Origin of the sequence: Aquidulcibacter sp., assembly GCF_020253525.1 — a bacterium.
Classification (GTDB): domain Bacteria; phylum Pseudomonadota; class Alphaproteobacteria; order Caulobacterales; family Aquidulcibacteraceae; genus Aquidulcibacter.
Window position 1 is genome coordinate 34683 of record NZ_JADCBK010000038.1, and the last position, 21277, is coordinate 55959.

The window sequence follows — 21277 nt, forward strand, 5'->3', positions numbered from 1 at the left end:
ATGGGAATATTATGGCACGATGCATGTCAATAATAATCCAGGTATCATTTGGAGAGTGGGCTTGAAGGTTTTACGCACGCCGGAAGCGGCATTTGAGGCCGTGAAGGATTTTGACTTCCAGCCCCGCTATGTGACCATCAAGGATCCAGAAACCCAAACACCGCTGCGCGTGCACTATGTCGATGAAGGCCCGCGTGAAGCCCCAATTGTGCTGATGATGCATGGCGAGCCGACTTGGAGCTATTTGTACCGCCATATGATTGGACCGGTTACGGCTCAAGGCTTGCGGGCAATCGCCCCGGACCTCATCGGCTTTGGCCGCTCGGATAAGCCGGTGTCCAAAAAAGACTATAGTTATGCCCGCCATGTCGCATGGATGCGCCTGTGGCTCGAGGCCCTCGACTTGAAGAATATCTACTTGGTTTGCCAAGATTGGGGATCGCTGATCGGCCTGCGCCTATTGGCTGAAATGCCAGAGCGCTTTGCTGGTGTCGTTCTGTCCAATGGCGGGCTTCCCGCTGGGCAAAATGGGCCGGCCGCCTTCAAGATCTGGCGGGCCTTCTCTCAATTCAGCCCCATCTTCCCGATTGGCAAGATTGTCCAAGCGGGGACAAAACGAACCTTATCGCCCGATGAGATCGCCGCCTATGACGCGCCCTTCCCAAACGCGCGTTACAAGGCAGGGGCGCGCATTTTCCCGTCCTTCGTGCCCATTGGCGACAATGTGGCCGTGCCCGACCAAGTGAAGGCTTGGAAGGTGCTTGAGACTTGGGAAAAGCCGTTCTTGTGCTGCTTCAGTGATGGCGATCCTGTCACACGGGGCGGACAGCGCCTGTTCATCGGCCGGGTCCCAGGCACGGCCAATCAACCCCACACCACCTTGCGCGGGGGTCACTTCATTCAGGAAGATGACCCACAAGGTTTTGTCGTCTCCATCCTGAAAGTGGTTTCCCCATGAATGTGATCCATGAAGTCTTCCCAAGTCCAGAGCGTGCTGCCGAGTTTTTTGGAGGCGTGGAGGATGGCCCCTTCTGCATGGTCAATTTGCTGAAGTTCAAAGACAAAGCGACTTATCCTGATGGCGCAGAGCCCGATCTTACGGGCCGGGAAGCCTATCTGCGCTATGGCATGGCGGTGGTGGCCTGTGTGGAAGCCGTCGGCGGCAAGACCCGCTTTTCCGGCATGGTCACCGATCTGATGCTCGGCCAAGTTGAAGAGCTTTGGGATATGGTCGCGATTGCCGAATATCCCTCGCGCGCGGCGATGTTGGCGATGGTGCAATCACCAGAGTATCAAGCCATCGAAGTGCACCGCATGGCAGGACTTGCCGGTCAGTTGAACATACGTACCAAGCCCATGGGCGGCTGAGATAGGTCTACCCATCCGCCAAAGCTGACCCGCCCTAAGCCAAACGCAAAGAGCGGGTCGTGTGCCCTAGTATTTGAAGCGAACGCCCAGCATATAGCGCGGCCCAAAGGTCTCATACTCAATCGGATAGAGTTCGCTATCTGCAAAGCGGCGGCCTGGGCTATCGGCCAGATTGATGCCATCAAAGGTCAATTCGAGATGGTCGTTCAGCTGATAGCGGGCCGAGACCGACAGGCTTTCAGAATCGTTCCAATAAATGTCACCATTGCCATCTGGCACGAGGACCCCATTGACGGTGGCATAGCCACCCACCGATTGCAGCCATTTGGTGCGGTATTGATAGGCGATGCGGGCAGAAATGCCATATTTCTCATAGGTCAGACCGACATTGGTAACGAGATCTGAGGCACCTGGAAGATCAACAACCCGCAAAGGTGCGGTTCCAACGGCGGGAACATTGATCTCGCTATCATTGAAATTGGCTGACAAGCGAATACCAAAGCCTTCGAGCCAATCAGGCCCGTTCATCGACCCAACCCATTCCTCAATCGTGTGATTGAAGGCGACTTCAACGCCCATGAGCTTGCCATCGCCGCCATTACGCACCGTCGTGAAATTATAGCCAGAACGGTCGCGGTCCGGTGTGTTGAGGATTGTGCTGCCAAATGTGCCGCTTTGCGTAAACAACGCGTCCTTGATGTCCTTGTAATAGAAGCCGATTTGGAAATAGCCCTGAGACTTCATGTACCATTCAAAATAGGCATCAAAGCCGATGGACTTTTCAGGCTTAGCATCTGGATTGCCGCCAGTGATGGTGCCTGGGGCATCATCGATCGAGAAGTTGGCCGCCAAATCATCAAAATCGGGACGTGCAGCCCCGCTATTGAGGCTGAGGCGGACCTTCATTTCCTCATTCAGATCATAATTCACATGGACGCTGGGATAAAAAAGCGTGTCGTCGCTTTTGAGCTGTGTCAGGACGCGCCGACCGCCAATGAGGGGGAGCGCCTTTGACGTATTCTCCGTGCGCTCTAGTCGGCCACCAAAAACAACACTGCCCCAATCCTGCTTCACTGTCGCCATCGCATAGGCTGCGGCAATATCCTCGGTCACTTCGAAATATTCACCAGACCCGTCTTGGTAAGAGCCGATGCGGCGATCCTTCAAGCTTTGGATGAGATCGCCAACCTTATCGCCAGAATAATAGCGGAATGTATAGCCAAGGGCATATTTGCCCTTAAAGGGCGTATCGATGGCAATGTCGTTATAGGTGGGCAAAGCAAGACCGGCGGCGGTAAAGTCGGCAGCCCGGGCGCGATATTGGGTTAGTCGCCGCTTCTTGTCGCGCGTGGTATAGAGGCCACCGACCTTGAGAACCGCTTCGGCACCAAACAAAGTGATATCGCGGCTGGCGTCAAATTTGCCCGTCCAAGCCGCCGTCAGGTCGCCGCCCTCTGCATCAATAATGTCCGTGAACAGCATGGGGAATGCTTCAACACTGCTGACGGCACTGCCCTTAGAGCGTGTCGTGCCGGTCAAGACTGTATTGAACAGACGGACCGTGTTGTTCCGCACATCGGTGAAATCATAGTCAACCGTAGGCCGCGAGGTGACGGTGGTAGGGCTTTGGAAGGAAGGCGTTCCGGTCAAATCCTGACCGTCTTCTGTCTCTGTAAAGTTCAAACGCCAGTCCAGATTCCAGCCAAAGCGGTCGTGCTTGCCGCCGATCGTATTGGTGAAGATATATTCCTTGATATCGCCCGTCCGGAAGTTCCAGTTCATCTGGACGCCATAGACGGTGCCTTTATTTGGCAGATTGCCGGTGCAGATATCATTGGCTGCACTGGTGGTGATGGGTGCCGCCACCGTTGGACAGGCGGTTGTTGGGGTGTTGGTTGCGCCATTGTCGAGGCGGAAGATGTAATTATTCCGCAGCTCAATATCGGTGAATTGGCTGTATACGGATTGTGCGAAGAAGCTGTCTTGTTCGTTGGGACGGAAGTCGGCGCGAATAGAGCCAGAGATATTGCCGCGGGTCAAACGATAGGGCTTATTCTCATGCTCGCGAGCCCAACGGCGGGTCTCTGAGCCCGGACGGCGGTCGATTCCAGAGGTGGCACTGCCAGGACGCAGATAAGGGTCGGTTTCCCAATTGTCGGTCACCATCTCGCGCTCATAGAAGGAAACTTGCCCCAACAGGCCAAGCTTGCCATCAAAGAAGCGGTCTGCAACCACAAGCGACGCATCAATCTCGCGCCCGCCACCCAATTCGACTTGGCCGAGCGACAAACCGCCGGTGATCCGGCGCCCACGATAATCAAAAGCCGAACGCGTGCGGATATTGATATTGCCGGCAACTGTGTCGCCAGACATGTCCGGCGTAATGGCTTTATTGACCGAGACTTGGCTCGCAATCGCGGTTGGAATATTGTCAAAACGGGTGTCGCGCCCCTCTGGGGAGACTACGCTCATGCCGTCGATTGAATAAGTGACCCAACGACGGGGTTGACCGCGCAGGTTCACATAGCGGCTCTGCCCCTGATCCTTCTCGACTGCGACCCCTGGCAATCGGCTAACGGCATCGGCAATGTTCTGGTCTGCCAGTCGGCCCGCTTCGTCGGCAGACAAGACGCTCACAAGAGCTGGGGCATTGCGCTGAACTTGCAGGGCAGCTCGGTCAGACTCAAAGATCGGGCGGCTGCCGCGAACCACAATTGTCTCCGCTGCTTGTGGTGCGGCCTCATTATTTGCCGCCACGGACTGCGCCGACGCGCCACCAGCGGTCAACAAAGCAATAGAACCAACAGCGCCCATCAAGGCGGCACGCGTCACATAAACTGTCATCGGAATCCCCTCCGCAGGCGCACAGCACCTGTTTCCGGGGCGGCGAATAAAGCTGGGGCGTGACAAGCTGACGTCGTTCCAGCGTCAGTTTTGTGAAAAGCTTATCACAGAAACGTGATCCTTATCATGGATCGCCCAAAGGGTGTGACCTTAAAGCGTGCGTGTGGCCTGCGTTTAGGCTAAAGCCCTCCCCCCTTTTGATCGCGCCTTTGAAAGCCAGCCAATCATGCCCGCACCCACATCAACCCGTACAGGCCCACGCGTTCTTGTGATCGGAACAAGTGGTTCCGGCAAATCGACATTTGCCGAAAGACTGGCCAAGGCGGCCGGCATTGCGCATCTGGAGCTGGACCAGATGAATTGGCGGCCTGGCTGGTATGATCGTTCGAATGAAGAGCCCGAGGCATTTTTGGCTGATGTACGGGCTGCGACCTCGCAAGATGCCTGGGTTCTCGCGGGCAATTATGCCATTACCCGCCCTATCGTGCTGCCGCGGATCACGCATGTGGTTTGGCTGGATCTGCCTTTATGGCTTGTGATGGCCCAAGTGATACGCCGGTCTGTGCAGCGCGCCAGTTCCCATGCGGATGTCTTTCCCGGCTGCCGCGAGGATTGGCCGCGCCTTTTGGAAGCCGAACATCCCATTCGTTGGGCATGGGCAACCCACCAAGCGCGCCGCCCGCGCTATGTGGAGATTGGCCGACAAATCCGAGCCCAAGGCGGGGAAGTCCTGCGCTGCACGACCCGCTATGAGATTGATCAAGCCCATCAGTCTTTGGTGGCTTTGGCTACTTCGCGTTCTGCTGCTTGAGCGGCTAGGATCAAAGTCGATAGTGGGCTTACGCCGTCGCCCGAACTGGGGAATGCGTTGGTCTGGCCGGTTGAACGAGCCACCGTGACATCGAGTCTCGGACAGTGAAAGGCCGATGTGCCCCAAAATCCTCCATGACCCCAACATGTTTCGCCATGCAGCATCACGGGCTGTAGACCATGGGCATAGCCACCCGCCGATCCATCTGGACCCGGTATGTGCATGAGGCTGCGGGTTGCGACTGGATTGGCAAAAACGTCACCACGCACGACTGCCCGGGTCGCACGGCCGAGATCATCCATACTCATCACCAAACCGCCGCCGCCATATTGGTCAAAGGAGACATCAAGGTCTGAATCTTTGATTGCCCCACGATATTGCACGATACGGCGAGTCCCTGCTGGTTCTGGCTCCATTGCTTCCCAATAGGTCTCGTCAGCCCCCAATTTCTTCCAATTCAACATTTTCCGCGCCGCAGCCCCAATTGTAGGGGCACCGGTAGCCTGCTTTATCATATCAGCCACAATCAGATAATTTGTATCAGAATATCGAAAAGACTCCCCGACTTGGCCCTTCTGGCCAAAAGTAAGCGCGAACCAGATTTCAGTCTCCGCTGTCCAATGTGGCGACAGCCCATAGGCAGTGGGCCCCAACGCCAGAGCTCGGAAAACCGGAACCGACATATAGTCAGGCACACCGGATGTGTGGTTCAGAAGTTGGCTTAAAGTAAGGGTATCGGTCTGATAGCCATTCTGCAGCATCATGGATTTGACCTTTGGCGAGAGACCAAGGTCAATAGGTCCGTACAACTCGAGCTTGCCAGCCTCAACCAATTGCAACGCCATGGCCGCCACAAACGGCTTCGTATTGGAGGCCACGCGCACATCATCATCGGTACGCAGATCAGGGCCTGACGCGAAAGTTCGATCTAAACCGAGACTGGGGACATGGACATACAGCAATTGGCCGGGAATATTTGGATTGGCCTTAGTTTCGCGATCAAGGTCTGCCTGTAAGACGCGGGCAGCTTGTGCAGGTGACCCTAAACTTTGCCATCTGATTTCCTTCCAACCGGCGCGCAAACTGCCCAGCCAGAATGACACCATGATGGCCACACCCAGACCAAGGGCCATGGCCAAAGCCCCAACAAAAACGGGTCGCGCTTTGCTCGTCAAATCATCCCCCTCATGGTGCGCTCGAAGCCAGACTGCACCTTGTCAACTTGGTCAGGCTCTACCCGTATAGCATAACGGCCCGCCACATGGGCGGGCCGCTTTCCTGTGCATCGGTAAGTACCGATTACATTTTCCAGACCAAATTGATCGCATAGCGGCGACCAATGATGTCATACTGGTTTGGAAGCGTGTTCGCGTCTTGTTGAGCCGAGCCCAAGATCGGGGGCTCTTTGTCAAACACATTGCTGATCGTACCGCCAATGCGCAAATTGTCATTGATGCGATACGAGAAGCCCAAGTCGAAATAGTCCCAAGCGTCAATATGTTGAACATTATTGAGGTTTGGAGCCACGTTGCGCCACTGGGGTTCAGGAACCCGCTTGATCAGCGCATCGACTTCGCCTTGGTAGCGCCACGCACCACGGATGGTCAGCGGGCCATCAATCCATGCCACCGCGAGGTTAGAGCGGAAAGCTGGGATTGCGCGGATACCGGTACCTGCATCCGAACAGGCGCCACCGCCAAAGTCACCGGCGCAATCAAACAGATTGTCAGCTGGGAACAGCAGGCGGACGAAGCTGTCCACCGTACCGCCTTGGAAGCTGATATTGATCCGGTCGCCCGGCAATGCTTCTGGCAGTTTCGCATTATAATAGATGGAGAAGTCGATCCCCGAGGTCTTGAGCAAGGTCAAGTTGGTATCGCGTTGGTCGAACCGGATAACCCGACCATTGGCATCGCGGGTGATCTTCTTACACAGCGCGCTATTGGGGTCTTGCAGCACCAAATAGCAGCTATCCATCAATTGGATTGGCGTGATCGAGCCGATCGCGTCATCAATCTGGATATTGTAATAATCGACTACAACCGAGAGGCCCGGGACGAATTGTGGGGTAAAGACGAAGCCATAGGTATAGGTCTCACCCGACTCTGGCTTGATTGCTTCACCACCGCCTTGGACAGCCACCGCATTGTCGATCAAGGGCAGGCCCGTACCGACTACAGGGATATAGCCTGGTGTGGATGGTGCCCCAAGCGCCGTACACAGAGCAGTTGGCACATTGAAGCGCGCTGGGTCTGAGCAATAATCGGTTGGGCGACCTGTGCCGGTGATTGGGGCTTCCACGGCGGCACCGAAGAATTCACCAATGTTCGGACCACGTACGACCGTTTGCTTAGAACCACGCAAACGGAAGGTGTCGTTCACCGCCCAGTTCACGCCAAGCTTCCAGGTGTCATAATCGCCGGAACGAGAATGGTCGCTCCACCGACCTGCAGCTTCCACGTCGAATTGCTTGAAATAGGGCTTGTCGGCCAGGACAGGCAGACGCAATTCGCCGTAATATTCAGTCAATTCAAAGTCTGCCACCAGATTGGCGCGTGCGCCTTGGGTGTGCAAGGTGTCGCGGGTGAAGGCGCGTGGCCCGAAGACGGAGTTACCAAATTCTTCGCGACGCTCGGCCCCCACGGCCCAGCCGACAGGACCGCCGGGCAAGGAGAAGAAGCCGGTGGTGTCACCGGAAATGTTCAAGGACAAAATGTCCTGATGGCGGTTGCGCTTGTTGAACAATTCGCTGGTATCGCCATTGATCCAAGCCACAGCCGCCGCGCTGGCAGCCGATGGTCCGAACAGATTGAAGGGCACGCAGCCATTGGCTGGGTTGACGCAAGCTGCTTGGCCACCAACGCTCGTGACATTGGTTGCTTGCTGGAAACGGCTCCACGAGCCCCAGCCAATACGCTGAACTTCTTCAATGCTTTTGCCTGTCACATAGGACAGGTCGTACTTGATGTTGTCGGTCAATTCACCGCGCACACCCACCACGACTTGATGGCTGGTCCGCTCCGTCTCGTCGATGATCGGGCCCAATTCAAGCAAGGTCTTGGAGACGCGGAAGCGGGCAGCGTCCGTGCCTGGGCCGGTGCCATCTGCGTTCAGATTGAACAGTGACGTGCCGCCAACTGGGTTCAAAATTGCGAGGATTTGCGGGGTCAGGAACGGATTGGTGCGCTGGATCAACACATCGCCTTGGGTGACGATGTTGGCACCGCCGGCAACCGCCGGGGCAATAGCAGCTGTGTTGCCGTTGGAGCGAACGGGAACCTGTTGGCTAGTGTTATTGATCAGCGAATAGGTGCCGCGACCATAGAATTCAGCCCATTTGGCCAGCTTGAACGTACCAAAAATGGCGGCATTGGTGCGGTCATTCGGGTTTTGGAAGGCTTCAAACTGCGAGAAGGCTTGCGTGCCTGCCGTGGTGCCCAAGGTGCCGTCTGGACCATAGGCAAAGGTCGGGGCAGCCGTACCTGCAGGTGGGGTGGTGGCATTGGTCCAACGGGTGAACGCGCCGCCTGCTGTTGGGAAGGTCTGGATGAACTGGCCAGCGTCATTGACTTCTGGCAGTGCCCACGAACGGTCCTCGCGTTTCAGGTCGCCACGATCGGCATAGCTGGCGTGCAGGACGATATTGGCGCGATCTTCAAAGAAGTTCATGCCGCCAGTGATGCCAATGCTATAGCTTTCGGCGTCGCCCTGCTCAGAAATGCCGCCATTCACGGCAACTTCAAGGCCTTCATAATTGTCGCGCAGGATATAATTGGTCACGCCCGCAACGGCGTCTGCACCATAAACGGCCGCAGCACCACCGGTTAGGGTTTCAATGCGCGAGATCAACGCCGAAGGAATTGAGTTCACGTCTGCCGAGTTGCGGAAGCCGTTTGGCGTCACGCGCTGGCCATTGACCAAGACCAAGGTACGGTTCTGGCCCAAGCCACGCATGTCGAGCGTCGAAGCACCGTGGGATTCCAACAAAGTTGGGTTGGTGGTCGCGCCGTTGGATGGCAGGAATTGGTTCTGCTGCTTCAGCACTTCGTCAATATCGATCAAACCAGTTGCACGGATCGCTTCTGAATCAATGACGCGAACGGGCGAAATGGCGCGATTGGTCGCGGTTTGAATGCGCGAGCCTGTCACGATAATGGTTTCAACCTGGGGGGTTTCCGCCGCTGCTGGGGCCGTTTGGGCCAAGGCCAGGGTGGGAGCGCCCATTACCAACGCGATGGTGCTTGCCGTTACGGCAAGAGCCAATTTGTGATTATTTTTTAGCATTTACTCAAAATTCCCCCGTTTCTCACGAAAAAAGCCCCAAGGGGGGGCCGTGCAAAGACGCCCAATGCAGGGCATGCTACCGCTGAGCAGCCCCTGACGCCGTTAGGTTGCTTTTGACAGAAATCCCGTGGGTTTCAAATTAAAATGGTATATCTTGCTGAAGGTTTTGATCACAAATACGTTAGAGCCATACAGTGGTCAGCGATGGATTTCACCTAAAGGATAATGCCACCGGTTTCCTTAGTTGGATGGCGTGCGTGGCTCCCGCCACATTTTTTGCAGAAGCGGTGCCGTCTGTCCGTCGCGATCCTTGCCACAGGGAAAATATCCTTGCGACTCAAATCCATGAGATCGATAAAAGCCCTCATTGGCCGGATTTGAATTTTCGAGATAGACCGGTGTCCCGGTGCGATCGCAAGCGGCCAAAACGGGCGCAAACAAAGCTTTGCCAAGGCCTTTGCCCCGATTAGCCAGCCGTGTACCCAAGGTGAACAGATAAAGATGCGGCTCATGGGGGTGGTTGGCCTGCATACGGGCACCCGCATCCATCGCGCGCGAAATGGCATCAGCCGATCCAGTCGACACCAATGCCCAAGCGATCTGAACCGTCGCCGACAGCGACACCTCGCTTGGTGCCCCCCACGGCAACCACATGGCAGCGCCGCCATCTCCGATCATATGGCAAAAGCCATGCTTGAGATAATGCGTCCGGGCCAAGAGAGGGAAAACGGCATCTAAAGTCTTGGGTTTGCCAAATATCCAGCGATTGACCGGATCCTCATAAAAGGCCTCTGCGGTGATCGAGCCTAATTGCCGCCAATCTTCAGCAACGGCTTTCTTTATCCCCTCCGGCAATTGGATATCCATGGTGCTTTCCTAACATTACCTTTTCTGCGCGCTGGCTTGGGCCAAAGCTTGCATCAACATTCCACCACATTCACGGCCAAGCCACCTAGGCTGGTTTCTTTATATTTAGATGACATATCAAGCCCTGTTTGCCGCATGGTTTCAATTACTTGGTCTAATGTCACGCGCGCAGGCTGCTCGGTTTGCAGGGCAAGGCGGGCCGCATTGGCCGCCTTTACAGCCGCCAAGGCATTGCGCTCAATACAGGGGATCTGCACCAACCCGCCTACCGGATCACAGGTCAGGCCCAGATTATGCTCCATCCCGATTTCTGCCGCATTGGCCACTTGCGTTGGACTACCACCCCAAACAGCGGCCAGACCACCGGCCGCCATGGAGCACGCAACCCCTACCTCTCCCTGACAGCCCATCTCTGCCCCCGAAATGGAAGCCCGTTGCTTATAGAGAATGCCGATGGCCGCAGCGGTCAGCAGGTAGGTATGAACGGCCGAAGGCGGCACTTTCGCGTCCAACAAGTAAAAGCGCAAAATGGCCGGGATAATCCCGGCTGCACCATTGGTCGGGGCCGTCACGACGCGGCCGCCCGCAGCATTTTCCTCGTTCACCGCCATGGCATAGACATTGAGCCAGTCGAATAAGGCCTCCCGCTCATTAGATTGGGGAGAGCTCATCAGCTTCTCATAAAGATCAGGTGCCCGGCGGCGCACTTGCAGCCCACCGGGCAAAATGCCCTTTTGAACTAGCCCACGCGCGATACAGGCCGCCATAGCTTGGGCAATCGTATCCAGGGCGGCCAACGTCTCGCCACGGTCGCGCTTGCGATCTTCACAAGCCAGAAGAACGTCTGCGATGGTTAGGCCGTGATCTTGGCATAGGGCCAATAAGTCTGCGGCTGAGGTGAAGGCAAAGGGGCCTTCTGGACCACCACCCACCAGATCATTGGCCAAGGGCGTTTCCAATTGTCGTTGGCTGGCGATAAAGCCCCCGCCCGTCGAATAAAAAGTCTGATCGGCAAGCACGTCACCCGCAGCATCGAAAGCACGCAAGGCCATGCCATTGGGATGGAGTTTGGGTGGGGTCTCAAAATCAAAGATCAAATCCGCCTTTGGATCAAACTTGATGGTTTGCCCGGAAGCGAGGCGTAAGTGCTTCGTCTCAAAAAGCGCCTGAAGGGCGCGTTCGGCCTCTTCGGGGTCTGTTGTCTCGGGCTTAAAACCAAGAAGACCCAAATAGACCGCTTCTGGGGTACGGTGACCTGCGCCTGTATAGGCGAGCGAGCCTTGTAGAGATACAGATAGACGCGCCACCGAACTCAAAAGACCAAGCCGCTCCAAATCGGCCAGGAACCGCACCGCGATCCGCATGGGTCCCACCGTATGGGAACTTGATGGGCCAATGCCGATACGAAAAATGTCCAGCGCAGAAATCATCCCTTGGCCCCTTTGTCACAACCTCGTCTGCCGCCTCGACTTATGGACCGAACCGCACGCCTGTGCCAAGCAGGCTGGCCCCTGCAACGCGCCTGCCGCTGCCCCTTGCAGCGCCGCCACCCGTCCGCTATGAACCCGCCTTCCTGACGGACCGCTGCACACAGCAGTCTGAACGCCGTAACGGCGGGCGCGTAGCTCAGCGGGAGAGCACTACGTTGACATCGTAGGGGTCACAGGTTCAATCCCTGTCGCGCCCACCATTAAATCAAAGACTTAGATGATCGAAATGGCGGGGACTAAAGTTTGGTCCCCATATGGTCCCCAGTTGGCTTAGTTTGGGTTCTCAATTAAAATCCATAAAGTCCCAGCCCCAGACCTGACAAAAGGGTCATAAGTGGCGACGCTTGCCCATCCATTCTCACGCGCGCATATTTCGCAGGAACTAAGGTAAGGCCGAATATGGCAACAAATGGCAACAGCTACCGGCCCATGAGTGCCCGCAGGCGCGCGTATTGCTTACGAAATAGCTAACACCCCAAGCGGATTGGCAGGCGTTACCCTACCATGTATCGCGCGCGCGAACTGATCTGAAACCCGTTAGTGGATTGGTGGAATTGGCAAACCTAGCCACGCCATACGTCACGCGCGCACTTGACCTCATTTTCACCGCCGCTAGCTAGTCCCGCTATAGCCCCATCCTAGTCTGATGTGTGGGGTGAATAGATTGACATTTGTTGACATCCATAAGCGCCCAAAAGCGAAGTAGATGCAGGCCCTAGAGGTTAGGAATTGGTAGCATTTGGCAGCGCCATAAAGCGATTTGGTTTCATGTCCCGAATGCTTGCAAATGTTTGCAATTGGGAGAACTGCAAGCCACGCTGGGAAGGCGGAATATGCGGTCATTTGTTGCTAGTAGCAGTCCTCCGAAACCTCTGTAGTTTCCTCGTGACATACAATGCTATCTTTTGGGCCGTCGCCGCCATTCCCAAGGCAACATAAATGAGCCTGCCCACATCCCTAAACTTCGGCCCTTGGCGATCTCCTCCGCCTGAACATAATCTCGGGAGTATCGGACAAAGGCGACCGCTAGGCCATTGGATACCATCCATTCTTGAAGGTCTGTGTCGGAGACCTTGCAAATCGCTATTATGCGTCTCCACCGATCAAGTCCGGTTGGCTGGCAAGTTACCGTCCGTGACCCAATCCTGTCCGACAACGCAATGGCCGATTTCTGGCCGCATCTGTAGTCGTCCCCTTTAGCATCTTGGCACAATTGGGAAGTTTCTGGGGCGTCAATTCCAAACAGTCGAATTCGTTCACCGCGAATTTCTATTGTGTCACCGTCGATTACCGATGCCCGCCCTACAATGGTCGACAGCGGAGCTTTTGCTGTTGCGTTCAAAGGCGGGAAGCTCAGAACTCCCAACAAGAATAGCATTTTGACAAAGTTCTGCTTTAGTGATGACATTGAGACCTCGGGATTTTAGAGCCTTGCAATCGTTCAATTGAAATAGGATGGCTCCACTCTTTGAAACTGAAATTTTGGGAGGGTAATTTGATAAACAAAAGAACACTGGTGCTGGGAGCCCTCGTTGCGTTCATAACCGTGCCAGCCATAGCGCAGGAAAGCAAATCAACAGTCGAGAAGAAGGCTAAGAAAAAGAAAAGGACCGCCAAAAAATCTCAGACTGGAGCTGGTTCAGAACGGAAGTTTCGAAGCTGCAAACAGGCTAAGGCGGCTGGAGCCGCGCCACTTCGAAGAGGGCAGCCCGGATATTCGAAGTCGCTTGACCGAGACGGCGATGGGATAGCTTGTGAGAACTAACCAACGCAGCTGACCATTCAGATTATCTACTATTCAAGCAATTCCCGAGGACCTACCACCGCACACCCAGCCCACGCCGCACGACATGAGGCGCATAGGAAATAATCGCAAGATAGGCGCGTGTGGCCCTGCTGGGGACGGTCCCGCGCTCCCATGATCTAACGCTGTCAACAGAGAGGCCATAGATTGACGCGAAGTCCTCACGCGACAGGCCTTCACGCTCCCGAAGCGCCTTGACGTCGATCACATCGGGGACTTGTGCCGATCCTAGAGCCTCGAGAATTGGCGTGCGGTTTTCAGCCTTCCAAGGCAGGCGACGCAACAGGCGGTGGTCATTTATCCGGTAAAGCCGCCGCCCGTGGGCATGGCCGTTACGGACAGGTGAAACGTGACCGGATTGGACTTGGTTTTGCGACATCATAAGGCCCCATGAATTAGGTCAACTTCTAGACCCATTTCGGGCAAGTGTCACCTATTCATAGAAGCGCAGGGTTGCGCGCGATGGCCGAAATTTGGGCAGACATTGCCAGCCGATAGAGGCGCACGCACGTCGCGCGATGGCTTGCAAAACTAGCTTCGCAACTAACCGATAGAGGACAAGTGCAACGTTGAATTGGTTGGTTTACAAGCCTCAGGATTGTTCATTCAGTTCAAGCAATTTCTTGTAGCTGTATCCTTTGGGTGCCAACGCAATCATTTTAACATCCAAGAATTTTTCATCCGACAGATAAATCCGATACAGTTCAGCCGCAATCTTCTGGCCATGTGCGAGCACATGAGCGCAAAGCAGCTCTGCTTCTTCAGCGGGAACATAACCAATGTGCCTACGAGTCGTTTTTTGTCCAAACAGCGAAGGCACGCGCGCAACACCAATAACCTTGATTGCATTGGAATCATGAGGATTAGAAGCCTCTCGCTCGACTTCAAGGCCATAGTGGAGTTTTGCAGCCTCCGACTTCTTGACGTCATTTGCGAAAGCTAATGCATCAGCCTTTCGAAAGCTGATGCCCGCAACCGAAACCGCAGCACTAGCTTGAACCCAAACACCGTCAGGCCTGTGACGATCTTTTCCAAATTGAGCCATCAATTATAAACCTCAGAATTCTAATCGTCCCTCGTTTCCTTGCACAAATCGAGATCATCAGCACCATCATATGGCTTACACTTGTAGCCACACTCATAACTCGCTGCCGATTGGTTAGTTTTGAGCGAAGCAATCACTTCTTTGGCGGCGTCGCGGCAAGCAGCATGGGAAACAAAGCCTCGCAGGATAACCGCCCTTTGAGTAATGCCATTTGGATAAACGTATGCATTCCAGTTATTTGGCCGAGTATCGCAACTGGCCAAATTGAAAGCCAAGAATAAAACTATTATCCGATCCACCTTTTCGCTCCAATTAGTCGTGGGGCGACCTTACGGTGACGCCACGAATTGGCAAGATAGATTTGGCTTAGAGCGCCACTCCATACCCACACGCCCCCGAGAAAACTGTGTTAGCGATTGTGTTGTATGAACCCACCGCTCTTGGGATCAAAGCCCGCTAAGATTGGCATGCCCCCTCCCTGTTCACACCCACTCCGCAAGGCCCGCTTGCGCGAGGCGCGCATTCAATCGCCCAGCATAGACCTCGAACACTTGCTGCCACCGCCACTCAGCCGCCCATAATTCGCGCCTGACGCGGTCCCTAGTCGATTGACGGGCATATTTGCTTAAACGCTTTTGTTTGGCCTCAGCGCGGTCTATCGCCGAGCGGCAACGGCCTAGATAATCTTCACACTCTGAATAATAGCGGAAGCCACTGGCGGGAACAGAAACCCAGCCGCCATGACGACCGCTCAGGACCAACTTGAGACAACGCCGCCCAGTCACCGGGCAAACCGCAAACCACCTCTTGCCACCTTTTGTGCCGGGAATGGAAACCAGTCTAATAGTTTGAGAAAATGGCTTGTCGCGATAGGTGCCATACAACTCAATCCTGTCTGGTTCGTCATCCCGGTCGCACCAAGACCGAAAGCCAATTGAGCCCGTTTGCGATTGGTCGCGCGAACTTGTCCAAATCAAGGACGTTTGCCAGCCTTGGCCCTGCCGAATATGCCCATCGCGAAATAGCTTCGCCACATTGAGTGGCGACGCCTGCTCGACCTTTGGCTTGCCCGACCATGGCCGCCCCGAACCAAAACCGCCCATGCTGTTTTCCCTCTGTTAGCAGTGCGCGAGCGCGTGGATATTTCCCAAATCTATTGGCTAAAACCTGAAGTGTCTGCATACTGGCCAATGAAGTTTTGCCGATAGGATGCATCCATTGAAACACGCCCTTAGACTTCTCTTATCATTTTTCGCTCTGATTTGTTTGGCGAATTGCTCTGAAAATGAAATCCGCACACCAAGGGAGATTCCGAAGGGAACTGTCATCGAGGGATATGTTTACAATGGCGGAGCGGTTTCAAACTTAAAGAGCTGGGAGGGAACCGAAGAACTTTGGGCAGAACTCAAAAAGGATGGAAACAAGGTTGGCGTTACTTGGGTCAGCCCAATAACTGGAGAAAAATCTGTATCGGTTGGCAGCGGTTGGCGGCGTCTAGAAAATGAAGGTTCTTTAGCGTCCGCATCACAACGGGGGAGCATTTTATTGGTCCTCGACTCAACCGTTAAAGCTGCTCGCGACATGGCAGAGCTAGAAGTGATTGAAGGAAACCCTCTGACACGAAATGCATTTGCAGACCGGGCCAAGTATGTGGAACTCATTCAAGACTATCAGTCTGGGATTAGTGCAATTCACGCTAGTGGAAACGTCAATCAAAAGGCTTCCAACTCTATCATTGAGTCCACCATTCCCAGCTTTCTGGATTCGTCAGCGAAAATTCAGAAGAAAGCGGATAAGCGACATAGGCTTTTGAATGCTGCTGCTGTCGCCGTGGGGAGGCAACCGCCATTTGTAAGGCCGAGCTTCATAGAAAAAATCGAAGAGGAAGCGAAGTCGCAAAGCAGGAAGTCACTCTAGCTTGCCTAATGATTCCAAATAGTCCGCGAGGCACCGCGCATGGTCTGATATCGGATCGACCTTGAACCCACATCTGCAACCAAACCGCCCTCCGCTAAAGCCTCAGCAACAAACCAGCCGACGCCGCGCTCATCTAGCCTTTGCCAATGTTCCCCCACCGCAAATAGCTTTTCAGCATCCCAGCCAAGGCGCTCTAGGTCACAAGCGTGTTTGTCCGCAAATATCAGGATTGCGTCTAGACGCTCTCGCCATCGCTCCCGCGTTAGGCCTTCCGGTGGGCGGTCTGGGTGAAGTCGTGAAAACACCCTTGCCCATGATGCAGGCAAGCCCCCACCGAAGCGCATAGTCCCTTCGCGTTCTGGGTCCGGGATAGCGACAGGCTCAAGAGGTTTCACTGTTTCAGGCATTGTTTCAGGCGTTGAAACAACCGGAACAGGGATGGCTCCTATCTGTTTCACTGTTTCACCCTCTAGGGGCTGAAACAATGAAACAGGAATTGGCCTGCCCGCTAAAAGGGCTCTTGCGCGTTCAAGGCTTGAGACCATAGCCCGGACCCTCCTCAGCTTTCTTGATAATCCGATTGACCTTGGAGAGCGAAAGCCCAACCTCTTGAGCAATCTCACGCTGTTTCAAGCCCTCGGCTTTCAGCTTTAGAACTTGGATTTCCTTTTCATCACTTAGGCTTTTGACGATCCAAACACCTTCAACCAAAGCGGCCTCAAAGGACTCTGCGCTGTCGCCAGAAAAGCCTCGCGACTTTTCAAAGTGGACCTCGAACCGCGCACCTTCTGTCGCTTCATAGTCTGAAGGCCGCTTCAAGTTTACGACTGTATCTAAGACGTCCTCTCGCTTGGAAGTGCCACGCTGTTGCCCGCCTTTCCCAGCGTGATGGATCATTAGGATTGCCCGTCCTTGGCGACGCTTGGCCAATAGCCAGCCTTGAAACACGCCCCAGCTCTCAGACTCGTTCTCACGCCCAGAACGCAGCAGAGTGGACAGGTTGTCGAGGATAATCACATCGGCGTCGCCTAAGGCTTTATCGAGAGCCGCTTGGCCGTCCGGTGTCGCTAAGTCCGGTATGCCGAACTCCTCCAAATCGTTCGCGATTATTTTAACCGCGTCTTGGCTTGGCGGTATCCTGCCATGTGCCTCTATCACGCCAGCCAGTCGCTGCTGAAGGACGTTAGCAGGCATTTCCCCGTCAACGATTAAGACCTTGCGCGGTTTGGTTGCCTGCCATTTCAAGAACGATCCACCTGTGGCGATTGCCCAAGCGATGTTAAGCCCCACCCAGGTTTTGCCTACACCCCGATTAGCGTAGAGCATCGCCAGCCCCTTTTCAGGAAGCCATGGGCTAAGAATTAGCTCGCGAGGGGGAAATTCCGTCGCCATGAAATCCTGAAGTGAGACTGGCTTTAGATCAGGAATTGAAGGTTGCTCCTTTGTTGTTTGCCGTCCTTTGGCGGTGGTTGTCTTTGGAGGTGGCTTCACCTCCTCCACAAACCCGAATCCATCTTCATCCATGATCATAATGCGGCCCTCCTCTCATTCAGGACAGGCGGAAAAAATCTCTCCTTTTGCGCGCCTTCCACCGGGGAAAATTGAGCGCAGAAGTCAGTTTCGAGCGTGACAGCAAAGCCAGACCCCAGCGCGTTGTTGATGTTTATTGGCGCAAGTCGGTGGCATTCCCCAATCTCTACGCCGTCCACGTTTGCCCGCGTGCGCCACCATCGGCACCAAAGGCATGAGGATTCGATTTGAGGCATCATCATAGCCGCGCCTCCGGTCCCAGATGGACTTGAGCCCAAATCAGCGCGACTAGGTCTGCAAACTCAGGACGGATTAAACCCGCTTGCAAAGCGGCTTTTGCTTGAGTGAGGCTTGGATTTTTGGTAGAAAGTAGAGCCGCATCAATAATTGGCACATCTCTCTCAACCCGGTGAGCGCCTGCCAGCGCCGCCGGGTTAACTATGCGGCCCATTGTTATGCCGCCACGGTCTGGGAAGTGTTAGCCCGGCGAACTAGCCAGCTTTCAATGTCCGCCCGATTGTAGAGGACCTTTGCGCCTGCCTTGGTAAAGACTGGCCCACCGCCCCGACAGCGCCACGTTGCCAAAGTTGCAACTGGGATATGGAATTCTTGAAAGACCCCTTCAGGCGTTAGATATTTGCGATAGTCGGAAATCTTACCCGACATCGGCTCAACTTGGTTGCTTTGCATGACTTAAAAGCCTCGCAGCCCGCCTCAGCACAATGCTTCAGCCCGGCGCAACCCTCCTAATAAACACACAAATTCGATCTTAAATTGGGTCCGCTAGCAGAACCTAACCATATCTACATTGGTGATTTCCGAACGTCGCTTTTTGGGAGGCGATTGCCTTTTATCAATTCGCGAATGTCGTTTCGAATTGTATTTTCGCTAACATTTGCATCAAGCCGACTATGAATTTTAGCCGCAAGACTTTCATCAGACATCCTTGGATTACTTCCTCTGAAACTTACGGCCAACGACAGGACCTTATCCCGCCTTCCGTTTATGGCCCGTTGGTCGCTCTTTTGCTTTTCGCGATTTCCCTTCTTTGTGCGAAGTCCGCTGTTAATGCCCGAAGTAGCCCTTTGATTTTTGGTCTTTCCGTCCCCTGCTAGTGGCACTGTGTCAGCCTCTAACCTTGAAAACGAATAGCCCAAGTTCCACCAAGCGGCGGCTAAAAGGCCTTCATCGCCCGTATGCATAAATGTTTCGACTTGCCGGGCGACCTCCAAAACCTTGCAAGCCGCTGAGAGATCGAGTTCGGGTGCCACATATTTCCACAGGTCTTCCGCGAAAATCCTAAGCTCAAACGGTCCTTCAGACAGATTTTCGTCAACCCAAGCGTCGCCCAACTTTCCCAAACTAACAGCCGCATAAGGAAAGCCGTAATCGGCGATTCGCTGGTAAGCAGCAGCCTTCATTCTTATCAAAATTTCTTCTTGAATATTGTCCGGCTTTCGCACCCTTGAAGTGAAGTGTGCCAGTTTCAATTCGCACGTTTTTGGCCCACTCGGCACCAAATTCATGTTTCCACCTGCCACGCCCCCCTGTAACATGCGCCAAGCACGGACCACTCGAATGAGCTCGCCCTGAAAAACAAAAGTCGCTGTGTGCTCTACATAATTGCGCGGTTGGCCAGTCCTTGCAGAAATAGCATCCGCCTCCATCAGCGCCTCCGCCTCAGAGTCAAGCAAGTCTAAATCCCTAGAGAAGTGGATAAGCTGCTCGATTGCCGTATGAATGTCGTCAGATAGATGTTTTGGGCTTTCATCGGGCTGGCTTGGTTGTCGTGACGAAATCCTGTTCGCCCTCCTGCCCTCGCTAGGTTTTCGTTTACGCAGCATCTTCGCTCACTTCTTTAGCCTGCCGCGTTGCGTGAGAGAGATACCGCCCTGCAACCGCTTCTAGCGCCTCCACACCAGCACTAGCCGCAAAGTGGGCATAGCGTGCCGTTGTTTGTGGCCGTGAGTGGCCAAGGACCTTGCCGACTACCGCAAGGCTTTGCCCATCAGCTACCGCCCAACTTGCGACTGTATGGCGGAACGTATGAGGCGACACACCGCTAACCCCAGCCGCTTTAACTACCTTTGCCCAAGCCCGCTTTGGAGGCTCCATTGGTCCATCAAGGCGAGAATTGGGAAACACCCAATCAGAACGCCGGGGGATTCCCGCAAGGATCGAAACCGCAGGCGTAGGCATGGGGATGGCTTTTGGTCTGGCCTGCCCGCCTGTCTTGTGACGCAATGGCGGAAGCAACAGCAGCCCGCGCTTCAAATCGACTTCAGGCCACCGCAGGCCAACAATCTCCCCACGCCTTGCGCCTGTCAGCGCCAAGAGCCTGAAGCAATCCGCCGCCGCCTTTGATATAGCGCCCTCACCTTGTAGCGCCTCGATTGCTTCCCAGATCGCCGCGCCCTCGTCTTCAGACAGGTAACGCTCTTTTCCGTTGGACTGATACCGCTTCACGCGCTTGCATGGATTGGCCTCAACTAGACCCCGAGCGACTGCCCACTCCATCATAGCGCTCATGCATTGCATCGCCCTAGAGGCCGCGCCACGCCCGCCTGTGACCTTGGCAACGCCACGCGCCTTTGTCTTTTCAGTTAAGGCTGTCTTTCCATCCGCAACCGCCGCCTGCCAATTGGCCAAGACTTGAGGCGTCAACTCAGAGAGGAACTTCTTTCCTAGAACTGGCAAAGCATGGCGCTGGAGGTTTATCCGATCCACATCCCAGCTAGAGGCCCGCTTGTCTGGCTTGTCCGTGGGACCTTCGCGCAAATATTCAGCGATAATCTCTTTGACGGTCCGAGCCGCGTTGACGGTCTCACGCTCACCCAGTTTTTCGCCCTGAGGATCACCGCCGCTCGCGACTTGCCCGGCTAACCTTGTAGCCTCCTTCAAGGCCTCATCCGCCGTTTTCTCGCCAAGGTCGCCTATGACATAAAGGCGCTGACGACCGGGAACCCTATAGCGGAATTCAAAGGTCTTACGGCCCGAAGGCCTAATACGAACCCGAAAGCCTTTAACTTCGGTATCCATGACGATGATATCTTTGTCAGCGTCCGGCTGGATGGCGTCCACCGTTCTCTTATTCAGTCTTGCCCTTCGGCTTGGTTCACGCTTCGCCATTTCCGGCCTCAAAAAAGCTGGTCCCCATATGGTCCCCAGTGGTTCTCAATCCCCTACAATATCTCGCAAAGCGTTGCAAGGATGGTTCTCAAGCTTGTATATTGAATTTAATAATTTTATCAAATGTCCTCAACGTGTCACAAAGCGTCCCAATGTCACGTCACCGCCGTTGACATCGTAGGGGTCAC

19 protein-coding genes and 1 tRNA gene are annotated in these 21277 nt (G+C 54.7%); 6 read left to right on the forward strand and 14 right to left on the reverse strand.

The annotated features are described in order from the left end of the window. The first annotated feature begins 61 nt into the window (after positions 1 to 61). Positions 62 to 958, forward strand: coding sequence for a haloalkane dehalogenase (locus IOB61_RS05350; protein WP_290813318.1), 897 nt, complete (start codon positions 62 to 64; stop codon positions 956 to 958). Further along, entirely contained in the window at positions 955 to 1368 is a 414-nt protein-coding gene (locus IOB61_RS05355; protein ID WP_290813320.1) for a DUF1330 domain-containing protein, read from the forward strand. The genes IOB61_RS05350 and IOB61_RS05355 overlap by 4 nt, the downstream gene beginning before the upstream one ends. Before the next feature lie 66 nt (positions 1369 to 1434). On the opposite strand, the gene IOB61_RS05360 is transcribed toward IOB61_RS05355, so the two are convergent. After that, positions 1435 to 4212 (reverse strand): TonB-dependent receptor, encoded by a 2778-nt coding sequence (locus tag IOB61_RS05360; protein ID WP_290813322.1) that lies wholly within the window; start codon positions 4210 to 4212, stop codon positions 1435 to 1437. A gap of 226 nt (positions 4213 to 4438) precedes the next feature. Here IOB61_RS05360 and IOB61_RS05365 point away from each other — a divergent pair, with 226 nt between their 5' ends. Beyond that, positions 4439 to 5023, forward strand: a complete 585-nt coding sequence (locus tag IOB61_RS05365; protein ID WP_290813324.1) for an AAA family ATPase — start codon at positions 4439 to 4441, stop codon at positions 5021 to 5023. Here the strand turns inward: IOB61_RS05365 and IOB61_RS05370 are convergent. From IOB61_RS05370 to IOB61_RS05385, 4 genes are all read right to left on the reverse strand, one after another. Further along, the gene (locus IOB61_RS05370) at positions 4981 to 6198 is read right to left on the reverse strand and encodes a serine hydrolase (protein ID WP_290813327.1); all 1218 of its coding nucleotides are present in this window, start codon (positions 6196 to 6198) and stop codon (positions 4981 to 4983) included. The two genes, IOB61_RS05365 and IOB61_RS05370, sit on opposite strands and share 43 nt — an antisense overlap. 124 nt (positions 6199 to 6322) lie before the next feature. Then, on the reverse strand, positions 6323 to 9247 hold the full coding sequence (locus tag IOB61_RS05375) for a TonB-dependent receptor (protein WP_290813329.1): 2925 nt from the start codon (positions 9245 to 9247) through the stop codon (positions 6323 to 6325). A 300-nt stretch (positions 9248 to 9547) separates the two neighbouring features. Further along, on the reverse strand, positions 9548 to 10174 hold the full coding sequence (locus IOB61_RS05380; protein WP_290813332.1) for an N-acetyltransferase: 627 nt from the start codon (positions 10172 to 10174) through the stop codon (positions 9548 to 9550). 53 nt (positions 10175 to 10227) lie between these two features. After that, positions 10228 to 11604: an L-serine ammonia-lyase gene (locus IOB61_RS05385; RefSeq protein ID WP_290813335.1), complete on the reverse strand. Its 1377-nt coding sequence runs from the start codon at positions 11602 to 11604 to the stop codon at positions 10228 to 10230. A gap of 185 nt (positions 11605 to 11789) precedes the next feature. Here IOB61_RS05385 and IOB61_RS05390 point away from each other — a divergent pair. Then, positions 11790 to 11864, forward strand: a tRNA-Val gene (locus IOB61_RS05390). 698 nt (positions 11865 to 12562) lie between these two features. Here IOB61_RS05390 and IOB61_RS16800 read toward each other — a convergent pair. After that, positions 12563 to 13072, reverse strand: a complete 510-nt coding sequence (locus IOB61_RS16800) for a thermonuclease family protein (RefSeq protein ID WP_367272808.1) — start codon at positions 13070 to 13072, stop codon at positions 12563 to 12565. 138 nt (positions 13073 to 13210) lie between these two features. Between IOB61_RS16800 and IOB61_RS16805 the strand changes: the two genes are divergently transcribed. After that, on the forward strand, positions 13211 to 13429 hold the full coding sequence (locus IOB61_RS16805; protein ID WP_367272810.1) for an excalibur calcium-binding domain-containing protein: 219 nt from the start codon (positions 13211 to 13213) through the stop codon (positions 13427 to 13429). 52 nt (positions 13430 to 13481) lie between these two features. Here the strand turns inward: IOB61_RS16805 and IOB61_RS05395 are convergent, their stop codons facing one another. The 3 genes from IOB61_RS05395 to IOB61_RS05405 all read right to left on the reverse strand — a co-directional run bounded on the left by IOB61_RS05395 (position 13482) and on the right by IOB61_RS05405 (position 15616). Continuing rightward, positions 13482 to 13847, reverse strand: coding sequence for a helix-turn-helix domain-containing protein (locus tag IOB61_RS05395; protein ID WP_290813338.1), 366 nt, complete (start codon positions 13845 to 13847; stop codon positions 13482 to 13484). 213 nt (positions 13848 to 14060) lie between these two features. After that, positions 14061 to 14513 carry an HIRAN domain-containing protein gene (locus tag IOB61_RS05400; RefSeq protein ID WP_290813341.1) on the reverse strand — a complete coding sequence of 151 codons (453 nt, stop codon included), beginning with the start codon at positions 14511 to 14513 and terminating at the stop codon, positions 14061 to 14063. A 482-nt stretch (positions 14514 to 14995) separates the two neighbouring features. Continuing rightward, positions 14996 to 15616: a hypothetical protein gene (locus IOB61_RS05405; RefSeq protein WP_290813344.1), complete on the reverse strand. Its 621-nt coding sequence runs from the start codon at positions 15614 to 15616 to the stop codon at positions 14996 to 14998. A gap of 115 nt (positions 15617 to 15731) precedes the next feature. Here IOB61_RS05405 and IOB61_RS05410 point away from each other — a divergent pair, with 115 nt between their 5' ends. Then, on the forward strand, positions 15732 to 16430 hold the full coding sequence (locus IOB61_RS05410; protein ID WP_290813347.1) for a hypothetical protein: 699 nt from the start codon (positions 15732 to 15734) through the stop codon (positions 16428 to 16430). A gap of 5 nt (positions 16431 to 16435) precedes the next feature. On the opposite strand, the gene IOB61_RS05415 is transcribed toward IOB61_RS05410, so the two are convergent. The 5 genes from IOB61_RS05415 to IOB61_RS05435 form a co-directional block, all read right to left on the reverse strand. Next, positions 16436 to 16735, reverse strand: a complete 300-nt coding sequence (locus IOB61_RS05415) for a hypothetical protein (protein WP_290813350.1) — start codon at positions 16733 to 16735, stop codon at positions 16436 to 16438. A gap of 223 nt (positions 16736 to 16958) precedes the next feature. Further along, a complete protein-coding gene (locus IOB61_RS05420) occupies positions 16959 to 17960 on the reverse strand; it encodes an AAA family ATPase (protein ID WP_367272809.1) in 1002 nt (333 codons plus the stop codon). A 453-nt stretch (positions 17961 to 18413) separates the two neighbouring features. Next, on the reverse strand, positions 18414 to 18650 hold the full coding sequence (locus IOB61_RS05425) for a hypothetical protein (protein ID WP_290813352.1): 237 nt from the start codon (positions 18648 to 18650) through the stop codon (positions 18414 to 18416). Positions 18651 to 18763: 113 nt separating this feature from the next. Beyond that, positions 18764 to 19804: a hypothetical protein gene (locus IOB61_RS05430; protein ID WP_290813355.1), complete on the reverse strand. Its 1041-nt coding sequence runs from the start codon at positions 19802 to 19804 to the stop codon at positions 18764 to 18766. Further along, positions 19794 to 21089, reverse strand: a complete 1296-nt coding sequence (locus tag IOB61_RS05435; RefSeq protein ID WP_290813358.1) for a site-specific integrase — start codon at positions 21087 to 21089, stop codon at positions 19794 to 19796. The genes IOB61_RS05430 and IOB61_RS05435 overlap by 11 nt, the downstream gene beginning before the upstream one ends. Positions 21090 to 21277: the final 188 nt, after the last annotated feature.